Source organism: Roseateles sp. Mitsp63 (genome assembly GCF_059491535.1).
Genome location: NZ_CP168509.1, coordinates 532,102 through 548,044 on the forward strand (window position 1 = coordinate 532,102; position 15,943 = coordinate 548,044).

Annotated in this window: 14 protein-coding genes; 5 read left to right on the plus strand and 9 right to left on the minus strand. The window is 71.4% G+C overall.

Annotated elements, in window-relative coordinates:
- The first annotated feature begins 26 nt into the window (after positions 1 to 26).
- Positions 27 to 434, plus strand: a complete 408-nt coding sequence (locus ACEN96_RS02340) for a YkvA family protein (RefSeq protein ID WP_495586444.1) — start codon at positions 27 to 29, stop codon at positions 432 to 434.
- Between the two features lie 24 nt (positions 435 to 458).
- On the opposite strand, the gene ACEN96_RS02345 is transcribed toward ACEN96_RS02340, so the two are convergent.
- Positions 459 to 1,355: a LysR family transcriptional regulator gene (locus ACEN96_RS02345; RefSeq protein ID WP_495586445.1), complete on the minus strand. Its 897-nt coding sequence runs from the start codon at positions 1,353 to 1,355 to the stop codon at positions 459 to 461.
- Between the two features lie 441 nt (positions 1,356 to 1,796).
- Positions 1,797 to 2,117, minus strand: coding sequence for a DUF4148 domain-containing protein (locus ACEN96_RS02350; RefSeq protein WP_495586446.1), 321 nt, complete (start codon positions 2,115 to 2,117; stop codon positions 1,797 to 1,799).
- Positions 2,118 to 2,451: 334 nt separating this feature from the next.
- Between ACEN96_RS02350 and ACEN96_RS02355 the strand changes: the two genes are divergently transcribed.
- Positions 2,452 to 3,801 (plus strand): MFS family transporter, encoded by a 1,350-nt coding sequence (locus ACEN96_RS02355; RefSeq protein WP_495586447.1) that lies wholly within the window; start codon positions 2,452 to 2,454, stop codon positions 3,799 to 3,801.
- A gap of 288 nt (positions 3,802 to 4,089) precedes the next feature.
- On the opposite strand, the gene ACEN96_RS02360 is transcribed toward ACEN96_RS02355, so the two are convergent.
- The 5 genes from ACEN96_RS02360 to ACEN96_RS02380 form a co-directional block, all read right to left on the minus strand.
- A complete protein-coding gene (locus tag ACEN96_RS02360) occupies positions 4,090 to 5,733 on the minus strand; it encodes a SulP family inorganic anion transporter (protein ID WP_495586448.1) in 1,644 nt (547 codons plus the stop codon).
- A 131-nt stretch (positions 5,734 to 5,864) separates the two neighbouring features.
- Positions 5,865 to 6,659, minus strand: a complete 795-nt coding sequence (locus ACEN96_RS02365; protein WP_495586449.1) for a hypothetical protein — start codon at positions 6,657 to 6,659, stop codon at positions 5,865 to 5,867.
- A 137-nt stretch (positions 6,660 to 6,796) separates the two neighbouring features.
- Entirely contained in the window at positions 6,797 to 7,930 is a 1,134-nt protein-coding gene (locus ACEN96_RS02370; RefSeq protein ID WP_495586450.1) for an HD-GYP domain-containing protein, read from the minus strand.
- Between the two features lie 174 nt (positions 7,931 to 8,104).
- Positions 8,105 to 9,199, minus strand: coding sequence for an alkene reductase (locus ACEN96_RS02375; protein WP_495586451.1), 1,095 nt, complete (start codon positions 9,197 to 9,199; stop codon positions 8,105 to 8,107).
- Between the two features lie 71 nt (positions 9,200 to 9,270).
- Complete coding sequence (locus tag ACEN96_RS02380; protein ID WP_495586452.1) at positions 9,271 to 9,969, minus strand: SDR family oxidoreductase; 699 nt, start codon at positions 9,967 to 9,969, stop codon at positions 9,271 to 9,273.
- A 98-nt stretch (positions 9,970 to 10,067) separates the two neighbouring features.
- Between ACEN96_RS02380 and ACEN96_RS02385 the strand changes: the two genes are divergently transcribed.
- Positions 10,068 to 10,979: a LysR family transcriptional regulator gene (locus ACEN96_RS02385; RefSeq protein ID WP_495586453.1), complete on the plus strand. Its 912-nt coding sequence runs from the start codon at positions 10,068 to 10,070 to the stop codon at positions 10,977 to 10,979.
- Positions 10,980 to 10,982: 3 nt separating this feature from the next.
- On the opposite strand, the gene ACEN96_RS02390 is transcribed toward ACEN96_RS02385, so the two are convergent.
- The gene (locus tag ACEN96_RS02390; protein ID WP_495586454.1) at positions 10,983 to 11,870 is read right to left on the minus strand and encodes an alpha/beta fold hydrolase; all 888 of its coding nucleotides are present in this window, start codon (positions 11,868 to 11,870) and stop codon (positions 10,983 to 10,985) included.
- 132 nt (positions 11,871 to 12,002) lie between these two features.
- On the opposite strand from ACEN96_RS02390, the gene ACEN96_RS02395 reads away from it, so the two are divergent.
- Entirely contained in the window at positions 12,003 to 12,932 is a 930-nt protein-coding gene (locus tag ACEN96_RS02395; protein WP_495586455.1) for a LysR family transcriptional regulator, read from the plus strand.
- On the opposite strand, the gene ACEN96_RS02400 is transcribed toward ACEN96_RS02395, so the two are convergent.
- The gene (locus ACEN96_RS02400) at positions 12,893 to 13,390 is read right to left on the minus strand and encodes a Cd(II)/Pb(II)-responsive transcriptional regulator (protein WP_495586456.1); all 498 of its coding nucleotides are present in this window, start codon (positions 13,388 to 13,390) and stop codon (positions 12,893 to 12,895) included. The genes ACEN96_RS02395 and ACEN96_RS02400 overlap by 40 nt on opposite strands.
- Positions 13,391 to 13,404: 14 nt before the next feature.
- Here ACEN96_RS02400 and ACEN96_RS02405 point away from each other — a divergent pair, with 14 nt between their 5' ends.
- Complete coding sequence (locus ACEN96_RS02405) at positions 13,405 to 15,720, plus strand: heavy metal translocating P-type ATPase (RefSeq protein WP_495586457.1); 2,316 nt, start codon at positions 13,405 to 13,407, stop codon at positions 15,718 to 15,720.
- Positions 15,721 to 15,943 lie beyond the last annotated feature (223 nt).

Here is a 15,943-nt window from a genome sequence, read left to right on the forward strand (position 1 = left end):
CATGGCGGCTGGCGCATGATGCGCGGATGAAACGCGGATCCCTCAAGCGCTGGGCCGCCCTGCTCAAGGGCGAGTTGCTGACCGTCTACTTCGCGGCGCGCGACCCCGAGGCGCCCTGGCTGGCGCGCTGCGTCGCGATCGCGGTCGCCGCCTACGCGCTCAGCCCCATCGACCTGATCCCGGACTTCATCCCGGTGCTGGGGCTGCTGGACGACATCATCCTGGTGCCGCTCGGCTTCTGGCTGGTGCTGAAGCTGATGCCGCCGCCGGTGCTGGCGCGGGCGCGGCTGCGCGCCGCCGAGCAGCGCGGCCGGCTGCCGCGCAACCTCAAGGTGGGCGCGGCGATCGTCGTAGCCTGGGTGCTCGCGCTGGTGCTGATCGTCGTGTGGCTGGTGGGCCGCACGGGCGGCGGAGCGCCGGCGGGCCCGGTCTGATCGCCGCGGCCCGGTGGACCGCGCTCAGTCCGGCCCCAGCCCCTTCTTCGCCAGCGTCTCCACGACCCACTCGATGAAGACGCGCATGCGCGCCGACACGAAGCGGTTGGGCGAATAGACCAGGTAGACCGGCACGGCGTTGTGATGCCAGTCGGGAAACAGCGGCACCAGCTCGCCGCGGTCGAGCTGCTCCTTCACCGCGTACTTCGCGAGCTGCACGACCCCCAGTCCGGCCAGGCCCGCCGCGACATAGGCGTTGCTGTCGTTGACGTCGAGGCGGCGGCGCCCTTCGATCTCCAGCCGCTCGTCGCCGCGATGGAACACGAACGGGAACACGCGGCCGGTCCGCGACGAGAAGTAGCCCACCGCCTGATGCGGCTCGCGATCGAGGTCGCCGGGCTCGCGCGGCGTGCCATGCGCCGCCAGATAGGCGGGTGAGGCGCAGGTGCAGAACTGGATCTGGCCGACGCGCCGCGCGACCAGGCCGGCGTCCTGCACCGGGCCGACCCGCAGCACGAAGTCGACGTTGTCCACCAGCAGGTCGATGGCGCGGTCGCTGACGCCGAGCGCGATCTGGATGTCGGGATAGCGCGCGTGGAAGTCGCCCAGCGCGGGGATCAGCACCCGCGAGCCGGTCAGCGTCGTGACGTCGACGCGCAGCCGGCCGCGCGGCTTGCTCTGGTCGTGGAGCATCCCCTGGTCGATGGCCTCGAGCTCGTTGAGCAGCGCCATGGTGCGCTCGTAATAGGCGGCGCCGTCCTGCGTGACGGTCACCTTGCGGGTGGTGCGCGTCAGCAGCTGGACCCGCAGGCGGGCCTCCAGCGCCTGCACCAGCCGCGTCAGGCTGGCCTTGGGCAGGTCCATCGAGTCGGCCGCCTTGGTGAAGCTGCCGGTTTCCACCACCCGGGCGAACGCCCGCATTTGCACGATCCGGTCCATCCGATGTCCTCGATCCGGCGGCCCGAAAGGGGGGAGCTCACCGCGGGTCACTGCTGCGGGCCGACGGGCGATTCTCATGGATTCCGCACGGCCGTGCGCGCCGCGGGCGGCATTCACCGCGCATGCACTGCCAAGGGGCGCGCGGGGCGAATATCGGATGAATATGGAATGGGTTCTGAACGAATATTCAAAGGCCATCCGCTTCGATATCCGTGAGGAAAAAGAAAACCCCTCGGCGAGCAGGAGCTCATCCGAGGGGATATAGGCGGCCGGTGACGGACAGGAGGAGGGGGAGTGCGGAGAACCGCCACCGGCCGGGGCCTAAGCCCCTGACCTTGCAAATGCTCTCTCAGGACATCTGGCGCTGTTGTTCGAGTTCTTTCAGGGTTTCAGGAGGGAATCAGCGGAAGCAGGCGGTCCGGATCAGCGGCCGGCGACGGCGGTGGCCGGGGCGCTGCCGCCGAAGCGCTTCACCAGGGTCGCGTAGTAGGGCGAGCTGCGCAGCTCGGCGTAACGGGCCTTGGCGGCGTCGCGGCGGGCGCTGTCGTAGCCGTAGGTTTCCGACTGCTCGACGGCGGCCAGGCCCGATTCGCGATAGATCTGCAGGTCGGCCAGCACTTCGGCGCGGCTCACGGCGCTGGGGGTATTGACCGGCTGCTCGTGCGGGTTGTCGTTGGCCATCGCGCTGCCGGCCACCAGGGCCACGGAAGCAAACAGGACGGAAGCGATGATGTTCTTGCTCATGATCATTCCTTTCAGTTTCGGTCCCAAGGCGATCTGCGAAGGGGCACGGGTTGAGTATTCGACCCGTCGATCCGTATTTCTGGAGGAGGTTTCCGGAAGCGGTATCGGTGTGTCGATGGGATGAACTATGGCGCATAAGGGTTGACCCTTAAATCCATCCCGTTGCAACAGACCGTTGAAAAGATCGGAACAATCGCCGGCGCGCTGGCTGAAACCCCACCCAACGGGCGATAGGCGGCGCGGCGCGGCGGCCGGCATTCACCCCAGGGCGGGTGGCGTTCGGTCCGTCCGAAGGGCGGATGCGGGTTTTCCATCACGGGAGTAGGCTTCCGCCATGATTGCCAATCCCTCCTCCCACCCCGGCGGCGCGTCCTCGACGCCGCCCTCCGGCACGCCCGGGCACTACACCGCGCACGAGAAGCGCGACCGCATCCTGGCCATCGTCGGCGCCTCGAGCGGCAACCTCGTCGAGTGGTTCGACTTCTATGTCTACGCGTTCACCGCGATCTACTTCGCCCATGCGTTCTTCCCGAAGGGCGATCCGACGGTCCAGCTGCTGAACACGGCCGGGGTGTTCGCCGCCGGTTTCCTGATGCGGCCCATCGGCGGCTGGCTGTTCGGGCGCATCGCCGACCGCAAGGGCCGCAAGACGGCCATGATGATCTCGGTGCTGATGATGTGCGGCGGCTCGCTGGCCATCGCCTTCATGCCGACCTACGAGACCATCGGCGTGATGGCGCCGACGCTGCTGTTGCTGGCGCGGCTGTTCCAGGGGCTGTCGGTCGGCGGCGAGTACGGCACCAGTGCCACCTACATGAGCGAGGTGGCGCTGCGCGGACAGCGGGGCTTCTATGCCTCGTTCCAGTACGTGACGCTGATCGGCGGGCAGCTGCTGGCGGTGCTGGTGGTCGCGATCCTGGAGCAGACGCTGAGCGATGCCCAGATGCATGACTGGGGCTGGCGGATCCCGTTCGTGGCCGGGGCGGCGACGGCGGTGATCGCGTTCTACCTGCGCCGCTCGCTGGCCGAGACGGCGAAGGCGGACCAGCTCGAGCGCAAGGAGTCGGGCTCGATGCGGGAGCTCTTCGCCAAGCACACCAAGGCCTTCCTGATCGTGCTGGGTTTCACCGCGGGCGGGTCGCTGGCGTTCTACACCTACACGACCTACATGCAGAAGTACCTGGTGCTGAGCGTGGGCATGGACAAGAAGGTGGCGAGCACGGTGATGACGGCGGCGCTGTTCGTCTACATGTGCATGCAACCGCTGTTCGGCGCGCTGTCGGACCGCATCGGGCGGCGCACGTCGATGCTGTGGTTCGGGCTGCTGGGGGCGCTGGGCACCTGGCCCATCCTGTCGGCGCTCAAGGGCACGCACAACGCGTATGCGGCGTTCGGGCTGATCATCGTGGCGATGGCGATCGTGTCGCTGTACACGTCGATCGGCGGCCTGATCAAGGCGGAGATGTTCCCGCCGGAGATCCGCGCGCTGGGCGTGGGGCTGTCCTATGCGATCGGGAACGCGATCTTCGGCGGCTCGGCGGAGTTCGTCGCGCTCAGCCTCAAGGGAGCCGGCGTGGAAAGCGTGTTCTACGTCTACGTGTCGGTGATGTGCTTCTTCGCGTTCCTGGTCTGCTTCCTGATGCCGGACCTCAGAAAGCATGGGCACCTGAACGACGTGCATTGACGTCGGCGGCTGCTGGCCCTCGCCCCTACCCTCTCCCGCAAGCGGGCGAGGGGGTTAGAAGAGCCGGGCGGCGCAGTAAACCCCCTCGCCCCAGCGGGGAGAGGGAGGGGAGAGGGGGCTCGTGCCACAGCGCTGCTGCCCTTCGAAGCACCCCCTCTCCCCTGCCCTCTCCCCCCTCGCGGGGGGCGAGGGAGTTCTTGCGCAAGGCAAGTGCGGGCGGTCCTGTCTTGCCCCCTCGCCCGCTCGCGGGAGGGAGGGGGAGAGCCAGCGGCCTGTGCAGGAACGCGGTCAGCCGTGGTCCTGCATCCCCAGGTGGTGGGACAGATACACCCGCCCATGGAACCAGGACTCCCACCCGCTGGCCTTGAGCCTGTCGAGTACCGGCCCCTTGACCTCGCTGAGGTCGAGTCGCCTGCCCTGCCGCTCCAGCGTCTCGTGGAGTTCCTTCAACGCGCTCAGCCCGCTGAAGTCGATGCTGTTCACCGGCGACATCAGCAGCAGCACGCGGCGCGTCGTCGGATGGGTGTCCAGGTGGGCCTGCACCACGTCCGCGAGGCTGCGCCCATTGAGGAACAGCAGGCTTTCGTCGATGCGCAGGCCCAGCACCAGCGGATCCAGCTCCACCTGGTATCGCTCGACGTTGCGGTAATGCTCCGTACCCGGAATGCGCCCGATCAACGCGACGTGCGGCCGCGCGCTGCGTTGCAGCAGCAGCGCGATCGCGCCCGCGACGCCCAGTCCCAGCGCCGCGGTGATGCCGGCGAAGACCACCAGCAAGGTCACCGCCACCATCAACAGCGCCTCGCCCCGCGCATAGCGCCACGCGTCGGCATAGGGCCCGAACTTGAGCCCCGACAGCACCGCGACCATGATGCTGGCCGCCAGCACCGGCTTGGGCACCCAGGCCAGCAGCGGCGCCATCGTCAGCAGCGTGATCCCCATCATTCCGGCGACGAACACGCCGGTCATGCGGGTGCGGCTGCCCGCGTCGCTCATCAGCACGCTGCGCGAGAAGCTGGCCGCGGACGGCATGCCGCCAGAAACCGCGGCGGCGAGATTGGCGGCCGCCAGGCCCATCAGTTCGCGCCGCGCATCCACGCGCTGGCCCACGCGCCGCGCCAGCGACTCCGCGACCGCCAGGCTCGACACATAGCCGAGCAGCCCGATCAGCGCGGCGCCCGGGAGCATCGCCATCCACAGTTCGGGATCGAGCCGCGGCGGCGTGAAGACCAGCGCCAGCGGCGGCAGCTCGCCCACGCGCGGCAGCCCTTGCGGATCCCATCCCCACGCGACGGCGATGCCCGCCAGCAGCACCGCCAGCGGCGCGATGCGCGACACCAAGCCCTTGGGCAGCCGCCGCACCGCGACAAGCGCCAGCAGCGCCGCCACGCCGAACAGCGCCGCGACACCGCGCCCGTCGAAGCCATGCGCCGCCAGCGAGCGCCACAACTCCGGCAAGGTGCCGCCGGTCGCCGTCGAGCCGATCAGCACCGGCAGCTGGCTCGCGGCGATCGCGATGGTCGCGCCCGACTCGAAGCCATGCAGCACCGGCACCGACAGCAGCGCCGCCAGCGCGTGCAGGCGCAGCAGCGCGGCGGCGCCGAGGAACAATCCCACCTCCGCCGCCAGCACCAGCGCCGCTTCGCTCGGACTCACGCCGGCCGGCGCGAGCTGCAGCGTCTGCATGATCATCAGCGCGAGCACCGCGACCGGCCCGATGTTCAGGAAGGGGCTGGACCCCAGCGCCGCGTACAGCAGCGGCGGCAGCAGGCTGGCGTAGAGCCCCACCTGCGGCGGCAGCCCCGCCAGCATCGCGTAGGCCAGGCTCTGGGGAATCAGTAGGACGCTGACCACCACGGCGGCGACGAGGTCGTCACGCAGGGCATCGCGCAGGTAGGGCCGCAAGGCGGCGAGGGACGGCAGGGTCGGCATGGGGCGGAAGGCCGCGCCAGTTGCGCGGCGGGCGGCAGTATAGGAGCCGCCCCTGCCTGGGCCCTCCCGCGCCCGTCCGCGCGCCGCCCTCTTGCCGCCCCTTTCGCCGGCCCCCCTCGCCTGGGGCGCCCTCAGAGGATCAGCGGCCCCGACGGCTTGTCCGGACGCACCACCGGCAGCGGGGGATCGCGGGGCTCGAGCAGATCGATGCTCAGCCGCAGCGTCACCTCTTCGCCGCGCGGCAGCGGCGTCGCGCGCGGCGAATCGGCGGTCATCAGCCGCAGCTGCACCACGGCGCGGGTGGGATGGCGCGCGTGGCTGAGCGTGTCCAGCGGCGGCGCGCCGCGCAGCAGCACCAGGCGGCCGCCCGCGCCGCTGATCGTCGCCAGCCCGCACCAGGGATCGCGCCGCTCCTCATGCCCGCGGTCCGGGTCCCGCAGCGCATCCAGCGTGTCGTCCAGCCAGGCGGCCTCGGCGAAATCGTCCGGGAACTGCAGCAGCCAGCCCAGCCGCGCCGGCATCGGCATGCGGCTCAGATTGCAGACCGACAGCTCCCACTCGAGGCGATGTTCCTCCAGCCGCAGGCTCTGGCTCGCCTGGTAGCCCCACGAGCCCGGCGAGGGGCCGCGCGGGTGCAGCATCATCGTGATCCGGTCCGGCGTCTGCAGCGTCACCTGCCAGGGTTCCTCGAAGGAATCCGGATCGGGGACGAAGCGCGCCATCGCCTCCTCCACCGCGGACGGCGGCACGAGCCGCACGCCGCCGCCGCCCACCGGCACGCCCCGCTCGTTGATCAGCGGCCGCAGCCACGAGGCCTTGCCCGTGGGCGTCATCTCGCCCAGCCACTTCAGCCGGCCGCCCCGGTCCGGCGAAACCACCGCGCGCCAGCGCCCCGATTTCAGTTCAACCTCACGTCCCACTTGCATCCCCGTGATCGAAAGTGGCGGAGTCTGCGCGTGAGGGGGTGGCCGGTGGCCCACTCGAAAAGAGGTGGTGCTTCGCCGCTGTGATGGATTGGAGTGGACGATCAGCAAGGGTTTGCGGAGCGCCCTGGACGGTGGCGCTAGGCCCCGGCGATCAGCATCGCGATGCGCTCGTCCGAAAGGCGGATCGGGCAGGCATGGGGAGGCAGGAGCGCGACGATGGCGTGGTCGTCCCGGCTGCTGTCGCGCAGCACCGGCAGCTGGCGCGGCTCGCCATTGGCATTGGTCAAGGCCGACACCATCGGGCGGTGCGCCTTGTCGCCGTTCTTCACCACCAGCCCGACCTCGCCGCTGGCCAGTCGCACCACGCTGCCCGGCGGGAAGATGCCGAAGGCCTTGATCAGCGCCGCCGCCAGCGGGCTCTGCGCCGCCATCTGGTGCAGCTCGCGGCCGGCCTGCGCGGCGCTCATCGCCGGCCGGTTGGCGCGGCTGCTCAGGCGCGCGGTGTAGACGTCGGCATAGCGCAGCATCTCGGCCAGCTCGCCGACGTCGCTCAGGCCGTGCGGATAGCCGCGGCCATCCGGCGTCTCGTGGTGCTGCAGCACGGCCTGGAGCCAGTCATGGTCGTCGATGCCGGCGGCGCTGAGCATCTCGACGCTGCGGATCGGGTGCTCATGGATGGCCTCGCGCTGCATCGAGGTCAGCGGCGAGACCTGGCTCGAGAGCCGCGCCTGCAGGTCCAGCATGCCCAGGTTCATCGTCAGCGCCGCCTGGAAGGCCCGGCGCTGATCGTCCGGCCCCCAGCCCAGATAGCGGGCCGCGGCCTGGCACGCGGTGGCCGCATGCAAGGAATGGGTAACGCCGTAGTGCCCGCTGCCCGATTCAGGCTGTCTGACCACCTGTGCGAGTGCCATCTCCGGCGAGCAGTCGATCAGCGACATCAGCAGCGTCGTCGCGCCATCGAGCGCGTCCGCGAGCCGCTCGGGACTGGCGGACAGCGCGTTGCGCACGTCCGCCAGGCCGCGGTCCCATTCCTGGGGCAGACGGTCGCGCAGATAGGCCGCGGAACTCGGGCGGCCCGGCCGCATCGCCTCGGTCAGCTCGTGCACCTCGACGAGCGCCCCGCGGCGCATCAGCGCGTCGAGCTGGTCGTGGTCGGCGATGACCTGTCCGCGCGCGAGCAGCAGCGTCCGGTCGGCGTCGCGCACGCTGAAGGCGAGCGGCTGGCCCAGGACGATCCGGTTCTTGACCGATGACAGTGAACAGACACGCATGACAGGCGCGAGGAGCGGAGGGAGAGCCGGCCGCGCCAGGACATGTCTGAAATTTGTAACGCGGGCGGTCCGGACTCTACATCGTCCGCCGGACGACCGTTCTGAACCGTGGCGGCGCTCCCTCACCCCGGGGAGCGAGGGAAAGCGCCAACTCCGTCACGCCCTGCGGGGGGCTCAGGCCGTCGCGGCCGCCGGGTAGTCGCTGTAGCCCTTGGCGCTGCCCCCGAAAAGGGTGCTGCCGTCGAAGGCCGCGAGCGGCAGGCCCCGTTCCAGCCGGACCGGCAGGTCGGGGTTGGCGATGAAGGGACGGCCGAAGGCGATCACGTCGACCAGGCCGGAGGCCAGCAGCGCCTCGGCCCGCGCGCCGTCATAGCGGCCGGCGACGACGATCCGGCCCTGGAAGGCCGAGCGCAGCGCGCGGCGGAAGTCCTCCGGAATCCGGGGGGCGTCGTCCCAGTCCGCCTCCGCCAGATGGAGGTAGGCGATCCCCCGCAGCGAGAGCGCGCGGGCCCCTTCCAGGATGGTCGGGATGATGTCCGGGCAGTCCATGTTGCGCGCCGTGATGTAGGGCGCCAGCCGCACCCCGATGCGATCCGGGCCGATCTCGGCGGTGATGGCGTCCACCACGTCGAGCAGGAAGCGCAGCCGGTTCTCGCGCGAGCCGCCGTAGGCGTCGTCCCGCTGGTTGGAGGTGGTGCGCAGGAACTGGTCGATCAGGTAGCCGTTGGCCGCGTGGACCTCGACGCCGTCGAAGCCGGCGCGCATCGCGTTCGCGGCGGCGCGGCGGAAGTCGGCCACGACGCCGGGAATCTCCTCCAGCGTCAGGGCGCGCGGGACCGGGCAGTCGACCATGCGGCCGGCGCCGTGCTCGTCGGCGATCCAGACCTGCGCCTCGGGCGCGAGCGCCGACGGCGCGACCGGCGCATCGCCGCCGTGGAAGACGGGATGCGACATGCGGCCGACGTGCCAGAGCTGCAGCACGATGCGGCCGCCGGCGCGATGCACGGCGCGCGTGACCATCCGCCAGCCGGCGACCTGTTCCTCGCTGTGGATGCCGGGCGTGAAGCTGTAGCCCTGGCCCTGCGGGGAGATCTGCGTGGCCTCGCTGACGATCAGCGCGGCGCCGGCGCGCTGCGCGTAGTAATCGGCCATCAGTGCGTTGGGGACGTTGCCGGGCTGGGCGCTGCGGGCGCGGGTCATCGGGGCCATCGCGACGCGGTGGGGCAGGGTCAGCGCGCCAAGGGTGATCGGAGAGAAGAGAGCGGTCATGGAAACCTCGCGGAGGAAGGGGGGAGCCGGGAACGCCGGGGACGGCCAGGGCCTCGGCGGATGCGCGGGCGTCACTGGATGAGCGAGCCGCCATCGATGTCGATGACGGCGCCCGTGACGAAGGGGTTGTCGATGAGGAACAGGTAGCCCGCGGCCAGTTCCCGCGGATGGCCGACGCGGCCGGCCGGGAGCGTCGCGGCGGCCTTGGCGAGCATCGCGCCGCGGGCATCGGCGGCCATGCCGGCATAGGCCTCGGTGTCGGTCAGGCCGGGGCTCACGACGTTGACCCGCAGCGGTGCGAGCTCGCGCGCCAGCAGCTTGGCGGAGGCCTCCAGGGCCGCGTTCATCGCCGTCTTCACGAAGGCGCCCGGGACGGCGCGGCGCGACAGGAAGCCGGAGGTCAGCGTCAGCGTGCCGCCCGGACGCAGATGGCGGGCCGCGGCCTGCGCCACGGCGATCGCGCCCCAGAACTTGACGTCGAACGCGGCCTTGGCGGCGTCCAGGTCGAGCGCCGCGACCGGACCGCCTGGCGCCTGCGAGCCGGCGGTGAAGACGACGTGATCCACCGGTCCGATCGATTCGAAGAACGCGGCGACGGCGGCGGGATCGGCGACATCGAGCCCGGTGGCCAGGCTGGCGGCGATCACGCGGCCCGGGCGGGCCTGCAGCGCCTCGGTGACGGCGCGTCCGATGCCGGAGGTGCCGCCGATGACGACGCTGACGGTGTCGGCGGTGAAGGCGGCCGGGGAGGGGGACGGGGTGAGATCCATGGCTGTGTTCCACGCTGTTTGATGGAATGAAGTCTGATCGCCGCCCTCACGTCGTTGAACTGGCCGTCCGCGGAAGCTTTTTCAAAGAAAATCGAACAATGACCCGGATCGCTGACCTTGAACTGCTGGTGCGCATCGCCGACCTCGGCAACCTGACGGCGGCCGCCAAGGCGCTGGACTGGTCGCCCGCCGCGGCGAGCGCGGCGCTCAAGCGGATGGAAGAGCAGCTCGGATTCGCGCTGTTCGTGCGCAGCACGCGGAGCCTGCGGTTGTCCGCGGAGGGGCAGCGTTACCTGCCGCATGCCCGCGCGGCGCTGCGCGCGCTCACCGACGGCCGTGACGAGGCGCTCGCCGGCCGCGAGGCGCTCAGCGGCGAGCTGCACCTGACGGTGCCGTCCGACCTCGGGCGGCATGTGCTGCTGCCGTGGCTGGAGCAGTTCCAGGAACGCCATCCAGCGCTGTCGCTGCGGCTGCAGCTCGGCGATCCGCTGACCGACCTGCTGCGCCGCCCCGTCGACGCCGCGATCCGCTACGGCCAGCCCACGGGCGGCTCGCAGGTCGCGCTGCCCTTGCTCGCGGACTGCCGGCGCGTGCTGGTCGCCGCGCCGCATTACCTGGCGCTGCACGGCATGCCGGCCTCGCCGGACGACATGGCGCGCCACGAGGCGCTGCGCTACCTGCTGGACGGGGAGGTGCCCGCCCACTGGCCGGTCGAGATCGCCGGCCAGCCCGTGCAGCTGCGGCTGCAGGGGCGCCGCGTCGCGGATGACGGGGAGGTCGTCAAGCGCTGGGCGCTGGCGGGACTGGGCATCGCCTACAAGTCCTGGCCGGACGTGGCCCAGGAGCTGGCGAGCGGCCAATTGGTCCACGTGAATCCGCATTGGCGCGGCGATCCATCGCCGCTGCACCTGGTGGTCCCGGGCCGCGCGCAGCTGTCGCCGGCGCTGCGGCAGGTGCGCGACGAATTGCGCCGCCGCCTCGAGGAGTTCGCGCGGACGATGCCGCGCTGAGGCTCAGCCGAACATCGCGCGGATCTCCGCGGCGACCTGGGGCGCGAACTCGTCCAGCACGAAGTGGCCACCGTCCAGCCAGACCAGTTTCGCGTCGGGCAGGTCGTCCAGATAGGCGCGGGCGCCCGGCGGGATGAAGATCGGATCGTTGCGGCCCCAGACGATCAGCGTCTTCGGACGATGCCGGCGGAAGGCCTCGTGCCACGACGGATACAGCGCGACATTGGTCTTGTAGTTCTCCAGCAGGTCGAGGTTGGCATCCAGGATGCCGGGCCGGTCGAGCAGCGCCTGGTCGACGATCCAGTGGTCCGGATCGATCCGCTCGGGGTCCTTCGCGCCGACCAGCCAGTGCCACTTCGTGCCTTCCAGGCTCAGCAGATGGCGCGCGGGCGCCTCGGTCTGCGGCGTGCGGGACGCCCACAGCGGCTGCAACACCGACCTGGCCTCCTCGCCGACGCCGTCCAGGTAGGCGTTGGCGTTCTGGATGATGAAGCCGGTGACCCGCTCCGGATGCCGCGTGAAGAGCCGCAAGCCGATCGGGCCGCCGTAGTCCTGCATGTAGAGCGTGTAGGCGCCCAGGCCGAGCGCCTCGACCAGCGCCTCGACATGGTCGGCCAGATGGTCGAAGGTGTAGTCGAAGTCCTTTGGCGACGGTGCGTCCGAGTGGCCGAAGCCGATGTAGTCCGGCGCGATCACGTGGAAGCGGTCCGCGAGCAGCGGGATCAGCGGCAGGAACATGCGGCTGCTGGTGGGCAGGCCGTGGAGCACCAGCAGCACCGGCGCCGAGGGATCGCCGGCCTCGCGGTAGAAGACCTGGCGGCCGAGCACGGTCGCGGTGCGGTGGCGGATGGCGGCGGGCGTCGAGACAGGCATTGCAGTGGCGGCGGTCATGGCGGTGTCCTTGGCGTCTTCCCCGGGCCGGTGGCCCGCGCTGGAAGGCATGGGACGCAGTCTCCGGGTTCCCGGAATCCGCGGGAAGCCGCTAGAATCGAGAGCATCCCTCTCGAAATCTGGAAGGCCTCGATGGACCGACTCGACGCGATGGCGATGCTGATCGCCGCGGTGGACGCCGGCAGCCTGTCCAAGGCGAGCAAGCGGCTCGGGCTGCCGCTCGCGACCATCAGCCGCAAGGTGGCCGACCTGGAGCGGCACCTGCGCGCGACGCTGCTGATCCGCTCGGCCAAGGGGCTGGAGCTGACCGACGCCGGGCGCTCGTACGTCGAGGCGGCCAAGGCGATCCTCGACCAGCTCGACGAGGCCGAGCGCGCCGCCGCCGGCGAGTACTCCGAGCCGCGCGGCGACCTGATCGTCACCGCGCCGACGATGTTCGGGCGGCTGCATGCGCTGCCGACGGTGACGGGTTTCCTGGCAGCCTATCCGGACGTGGCGGTGGACCTGAAGCTGACCGACCGGGTCACGCATTTCCTCGACGACCAGATCGACGTGGCGCTGCGCATCGGCCAACTGCCCGACAGCAACCTGGTGGCGACGCGGCTGGGCGAGGTCCGCCATGTGATCTGCGCGGCGCCGGGCTACCTGGCGATCCGGGGCGCGCCGGCCTCGCCGGACGACCTGATGCGGCACCAGGTGATCTCGTTCGAGAGCGTCTCCGCCACCAGCTCGTGGCCGTTCCGCCAGGACGGCGCCGCGCGCACCGGCAGCTTCCGTTCACGGCTGGGCGTCAACACGGTCGATGCGGCCCTTGACGCCGCCCGCGCCGGCGCCGGGCTGGTGCGGGCGCTGTCGTACCAGGTGAACGAGGACGTCCGCGCCGGGCGGCTGCAGGTGGTGCTGGAGGACTTCGAGGCGGCGCCGCGGCCGGTGCACCTCGTCTATGCGCCGCAGGGGCGGCTGCCGCTGAAGCTGCGCGCGTTCATCGACTTCGCCGTCCCGCGCCTGCGCGAACGGCTGCTTCAGGCGGCGCTGCCGGTGGACTTCTCCCGCTCGGGGTGACAGGCGCAGGCCTCGCCATGCGCCGCCGACACGAGCTCCTCCAGGATCCCGCAGGCATGGTGGTCGTGGTCCGCGTCGCAGCGCTTCTGCAGCGCGACCAGCTGCGCTTCCAGCGCCTGCATGCTCTTGAGCCGGGCGCGGACCTTGCCGAGCTGCGACGCCACCAGCCCATCGACCTTGGCCAGCGCCGCCGGATCGCGGCTCTCGACGCTGTCCAGCAGCAGCGCCACGTCCGCCAGCGACATGTCCAGCGCACGGCAATGCCGGATGAACGCCAGCCGCTCCAGGTGCTCATGGGCGTAGTCGCGGTAGCCGTTCCCGCTGCGCGCGGGCGGGGGCAGCAGGCCGCTCTTCTCGTAGAAGCGGATGGTTTCGATGTCCACCCCGGTGGACTTGCTCAATTCGCCGATACGCATGAAGCCAGGATAGCCGCTTGACCTTGGAGTGGCTACAGACATTCCAATCCACCCCCATGGCACATCAGGAACACGCCCACGACCACGGCCACGGCCACGCTCACCGCGACGGTGAGGCCCGCGCCGACGCCCATGCCCACGGCCACGCCCCGGCGGAAAGCGCCTGCTGCGGCAGCCACGGCGCCGCTCCGTCCGCGCCGGCGCCGAAGGTGGCCGCCGAGGACCTCGCCGGCACGACCCGCCAGCGCTACTTCATCGCGGGCATGGATTGCCCGACCGAGGAAGGCCTGCTGCGCCGCCAGCTGGGCAGCCAGCGCGGCGTGGTGGCGCTGGAGTTCGACCTGATCAACCGTCTGCTCGACGTCCATCACCGCCTCGCCGACGACGCCCCGCTGCGCGCGGCGATCCAGTCGGTGGGCATGACCGCCGAGCCCGTCGAGGCCCAGGCGCCGCCGCCCGCGCCGCCGCCGGCGATCCCGGCCGGCCTGCGCTGGCGCATGGCCGTGGCCGGCGTCGCCGCGATCGCGGCCGAGGCGCTGGCCTTCTCCGGCTTTGACGAATCCGGTCCGCTGGTGATCGCGCTGGCGCTGGCGACGATGCTGCTGGGCGGCCTGCCGACGCTGCGCAAGGGCTGGATCGCGCTCAAGCGCGTGACGCTCAACATCCACCTGCTGATGAGCCTGGCGGTGATCGGCGCGATCGTGCTCGGCCAGTGGCCCGAGGCGGCGATGGTGGTGTGGCTCTTCGGCCTGTCCGAAATGATGGAGAGCCTGAGCCTGGCCCGCGCCCGCGATGCGATCCGCGCGCTGACGCAGCTGGCGCCGGAGACGGCGTCGGTCCTGGGCGCCGATGGCCGCTGGTCCACCGTCCCCGCGGCGCAGGTCGCGATCGGCGCGCGCGTGCGCGTCCCGCCGGGCGAGCGGGTGCCGCTCGATGGCCGCGTGCTGACCGGGCGCTCCAGCCTGAACGAGGCCGCGCTGACCGGCGAGGCGATGCCCGTGGACAAGGCGCCGGGCGATGCGCTGCTCGCGGGCAGCATCAACGGCGACGGCCTGCTGGAGATGGAGATCACCGCGGCGAAGGGCCACACGCTGCTCGACCGCATGGCGGCGGCGGTGCAGCAGGCGCAATCGCAGCGCGCGCCGACGCAGGCCTTCATCGACCGCTTCGCCCGCGTCTACACGCCGGCCGTGGTGCTGGTGGCGGTGGCGCTGGCGGTGCTGCCACCGCTGCTGGGCCTGGGCGCATGGGGCGGCTGGATCTACAAGGGGCTGGTGCTGCTGGTGATCGCCTGCCCCTGCGCGCTGGTGATCTCGACGCCGGTGACCGTGGTCAGCGGGCTGGCCGCGGCCGCGCGCCGCGGCATCCTGATCAAGGGCGGCCTTCATCTCGAGCGCGCCCGCCAGCTCAAGACGCTGGCCTTCGACAAGACCGGCACGCTGACCGAAGGCCGGCCGCAACTGGCGTCGGTGCGGCCGCTGGATCCGTCGGTCGATGCCGACCAGGCCCTGCACCTGGCCGCGCGCCTGGACGCCGGCAGCGCGCATCCGCTGGCGCAGGCCATCGTGGCGGCGCACGCGCAGCGGCTGGGCACGGCGCTGGAGCCGGTCGAGCACCTGCGGAACCTGCCCGGCCTGGGCCTGACCGCCGAGCTCGACGGGCAGGGGTTCGCCTTGGGCAACGAGCGCCTGGCCGAGCAGCGCGGCGCCGCCGACGACGCGGCCCGTGGCGCCGCCCGCGCGCTGCAGGCGCAGGGCCACACGCTGGTGTGGCTGATGCGCGGCGGCCGGACGCTGGCGCTGCTGGCGCTGTCCGACACGCCGCGCCCCGAGGCGGCCGAGGTCCTCGCCGCGCTGCGCGCGCGCGGGCTGAGGCTGGCGATGCTCAGCGGCGACCAGCGCGCCAGCGCCGTGGCGATGGCGGGCCGGCTCGGCCTGGCGCAGGACGCCGTGCGCGCGCCGCTGCTGCCGCAGGACAAGCTCGACGTGATCGCGCGGATGGCCGATGAACAGGGACCGGTGGCGATGATCGGCGACGGCGTCAACGACGCGCCGGCGCTGGCGCGCGCCGACATCGCGATCGCGATGGGCGCCGCCGGCAGCGCCACCGCGCTGGAGACCGCCGACATCGCGCTGATGCAGGACGACCTGCGCAAGCTGCCGGAGCTGATCGGGCTGTCGGAGCGCGTGGCCCGCGTGCTGACGCAGAACATCGTCGTGGCGCTGGGTCTGAAGGCGATCGTCGCGGCGCTGACGCTGGCGGGCATCGGCTCGTTGTGGCTGGCGGTGCTGGCCGACGCGGGCGCGAGCCTGCTGGTGGTGCTCAACGGCCTGCGGCTGCTGCGCGAGGAGCGCCCCCGGGCCGGCGCCTGACCTGTTGCGAGGCTCACGAGGCGGGACACCCTAGGGTGTCCCCTAATGCCCGCGGGGCGGCCGAAGCTGACCTTTCGCTGACAATGGCGCGCCTGCCGCTGGCGGGCCCACGGGATCGACCGATCCGGGGCCTGGACCAGCGGCAAGCGCGTTCTGACCACTCGGAACGCGCGATTTCCAGCGACCCGGGGGCCCGGGTCGTCGATCCATCACGGAGCGTCGT

Coding starts and splice junctions, on each gene's coding strand:
- ACEN96_RS02340 (WP_495586444.1), top strand. CDS start 27: ATGAAACGCGGATCCCTCAAGCGCTGGGCCGCCCTGCTCAAGGGCGAG.
- ACEN96_RS02365 (WP_495586449.1), bottom strand. CDS start 6,659: ATGCAAGTGGGACGTGAGGTTGAACTGAAATCGGGGCGCTGGCGCGCG.
- ACEN96_RS02355 (WP_495586447.1), top strand. CDS start 2,452: ATGATTGCCAATCCCTCCTCCCACCCCGGCGGCGCGTCCTCGACGCCG.
- ACEN96_RS02400 (WP_495586456.1), bottom strand. CDS start 13,390: ATGTCTGTAGCCACTCCAAGGTCAAGCGGCTATCCTGGCTTCATGCGT.
- ACEN96_RS02345 (WP_495586445.1), bottom strand. CDS start 1,355: ATGCGGGCGTTCGCCCGGGTGGTGGAAACCGGCAGCTTCACCAAGGCG.
- ACEN96_RS02390 (WP_495586454.1), bottom strand. CDS start 11,870: ATGACCGCCGCCACTGCAATGCCTGTCTCGACGCCCGCCGCCATCCGC.
- ACEN96_RS02380 (WP_495586452.1), bottom strand. CDS start 9,969: ATGGATCTCACCCCGTCCCCCTCCCCGGCCGCCTTCACCGCCGACACC.
- ACEN96_RS02350 (WP_495586446.1), bottom strand. CDS start 2,117: ATGAGCAAGAACATCATCGCTTCCGTCCTGTTTGCTTCCGTGGCCCTG.
- ACEN96_RS02375 (WP_495586451.1), bottom strand. CDS start 9,199: ATGACCGCTCTCTTCTCTCCGATCACCCTTGGCGCGCTGACCCTGCCC.
- ACEN96_RS02405 (WP_495586457.1), top strand. CDS start 13,405: ATGGCACATCAGGAACACGCCCACGACCACGGCCACGGCCACGCTCAC.
- ACEN96_RS02360 (WP_495586448.1), bottom strand. CDS start 5,733: ATGCCGACCCTGCCGTCCCTCGCCGCCTTGCGGCCCTACCTGCGCGAT.
- ACEN96_RS02385 (WP_495586453.1), top strand. CDS start 10,068: ATGACCCGGATCGCTGACCTTGAACTGCTGGTGCGCATCGCCGACCTC.
- ACEN96_RS02395 (WP_495586455.1), top strand. CDS start 12,003: ATGGACCGACTCGACGCGATGGCGATGCTGATCGCCGCGGTGGACGCC.
- ACEN96_RS02370 (WP_495586450.1), bottom strand. CDS start 7,930: ATGCGTGTCTGTTCACTGTCATCGGTCAAGAACCGGATCGTCCTGGGC.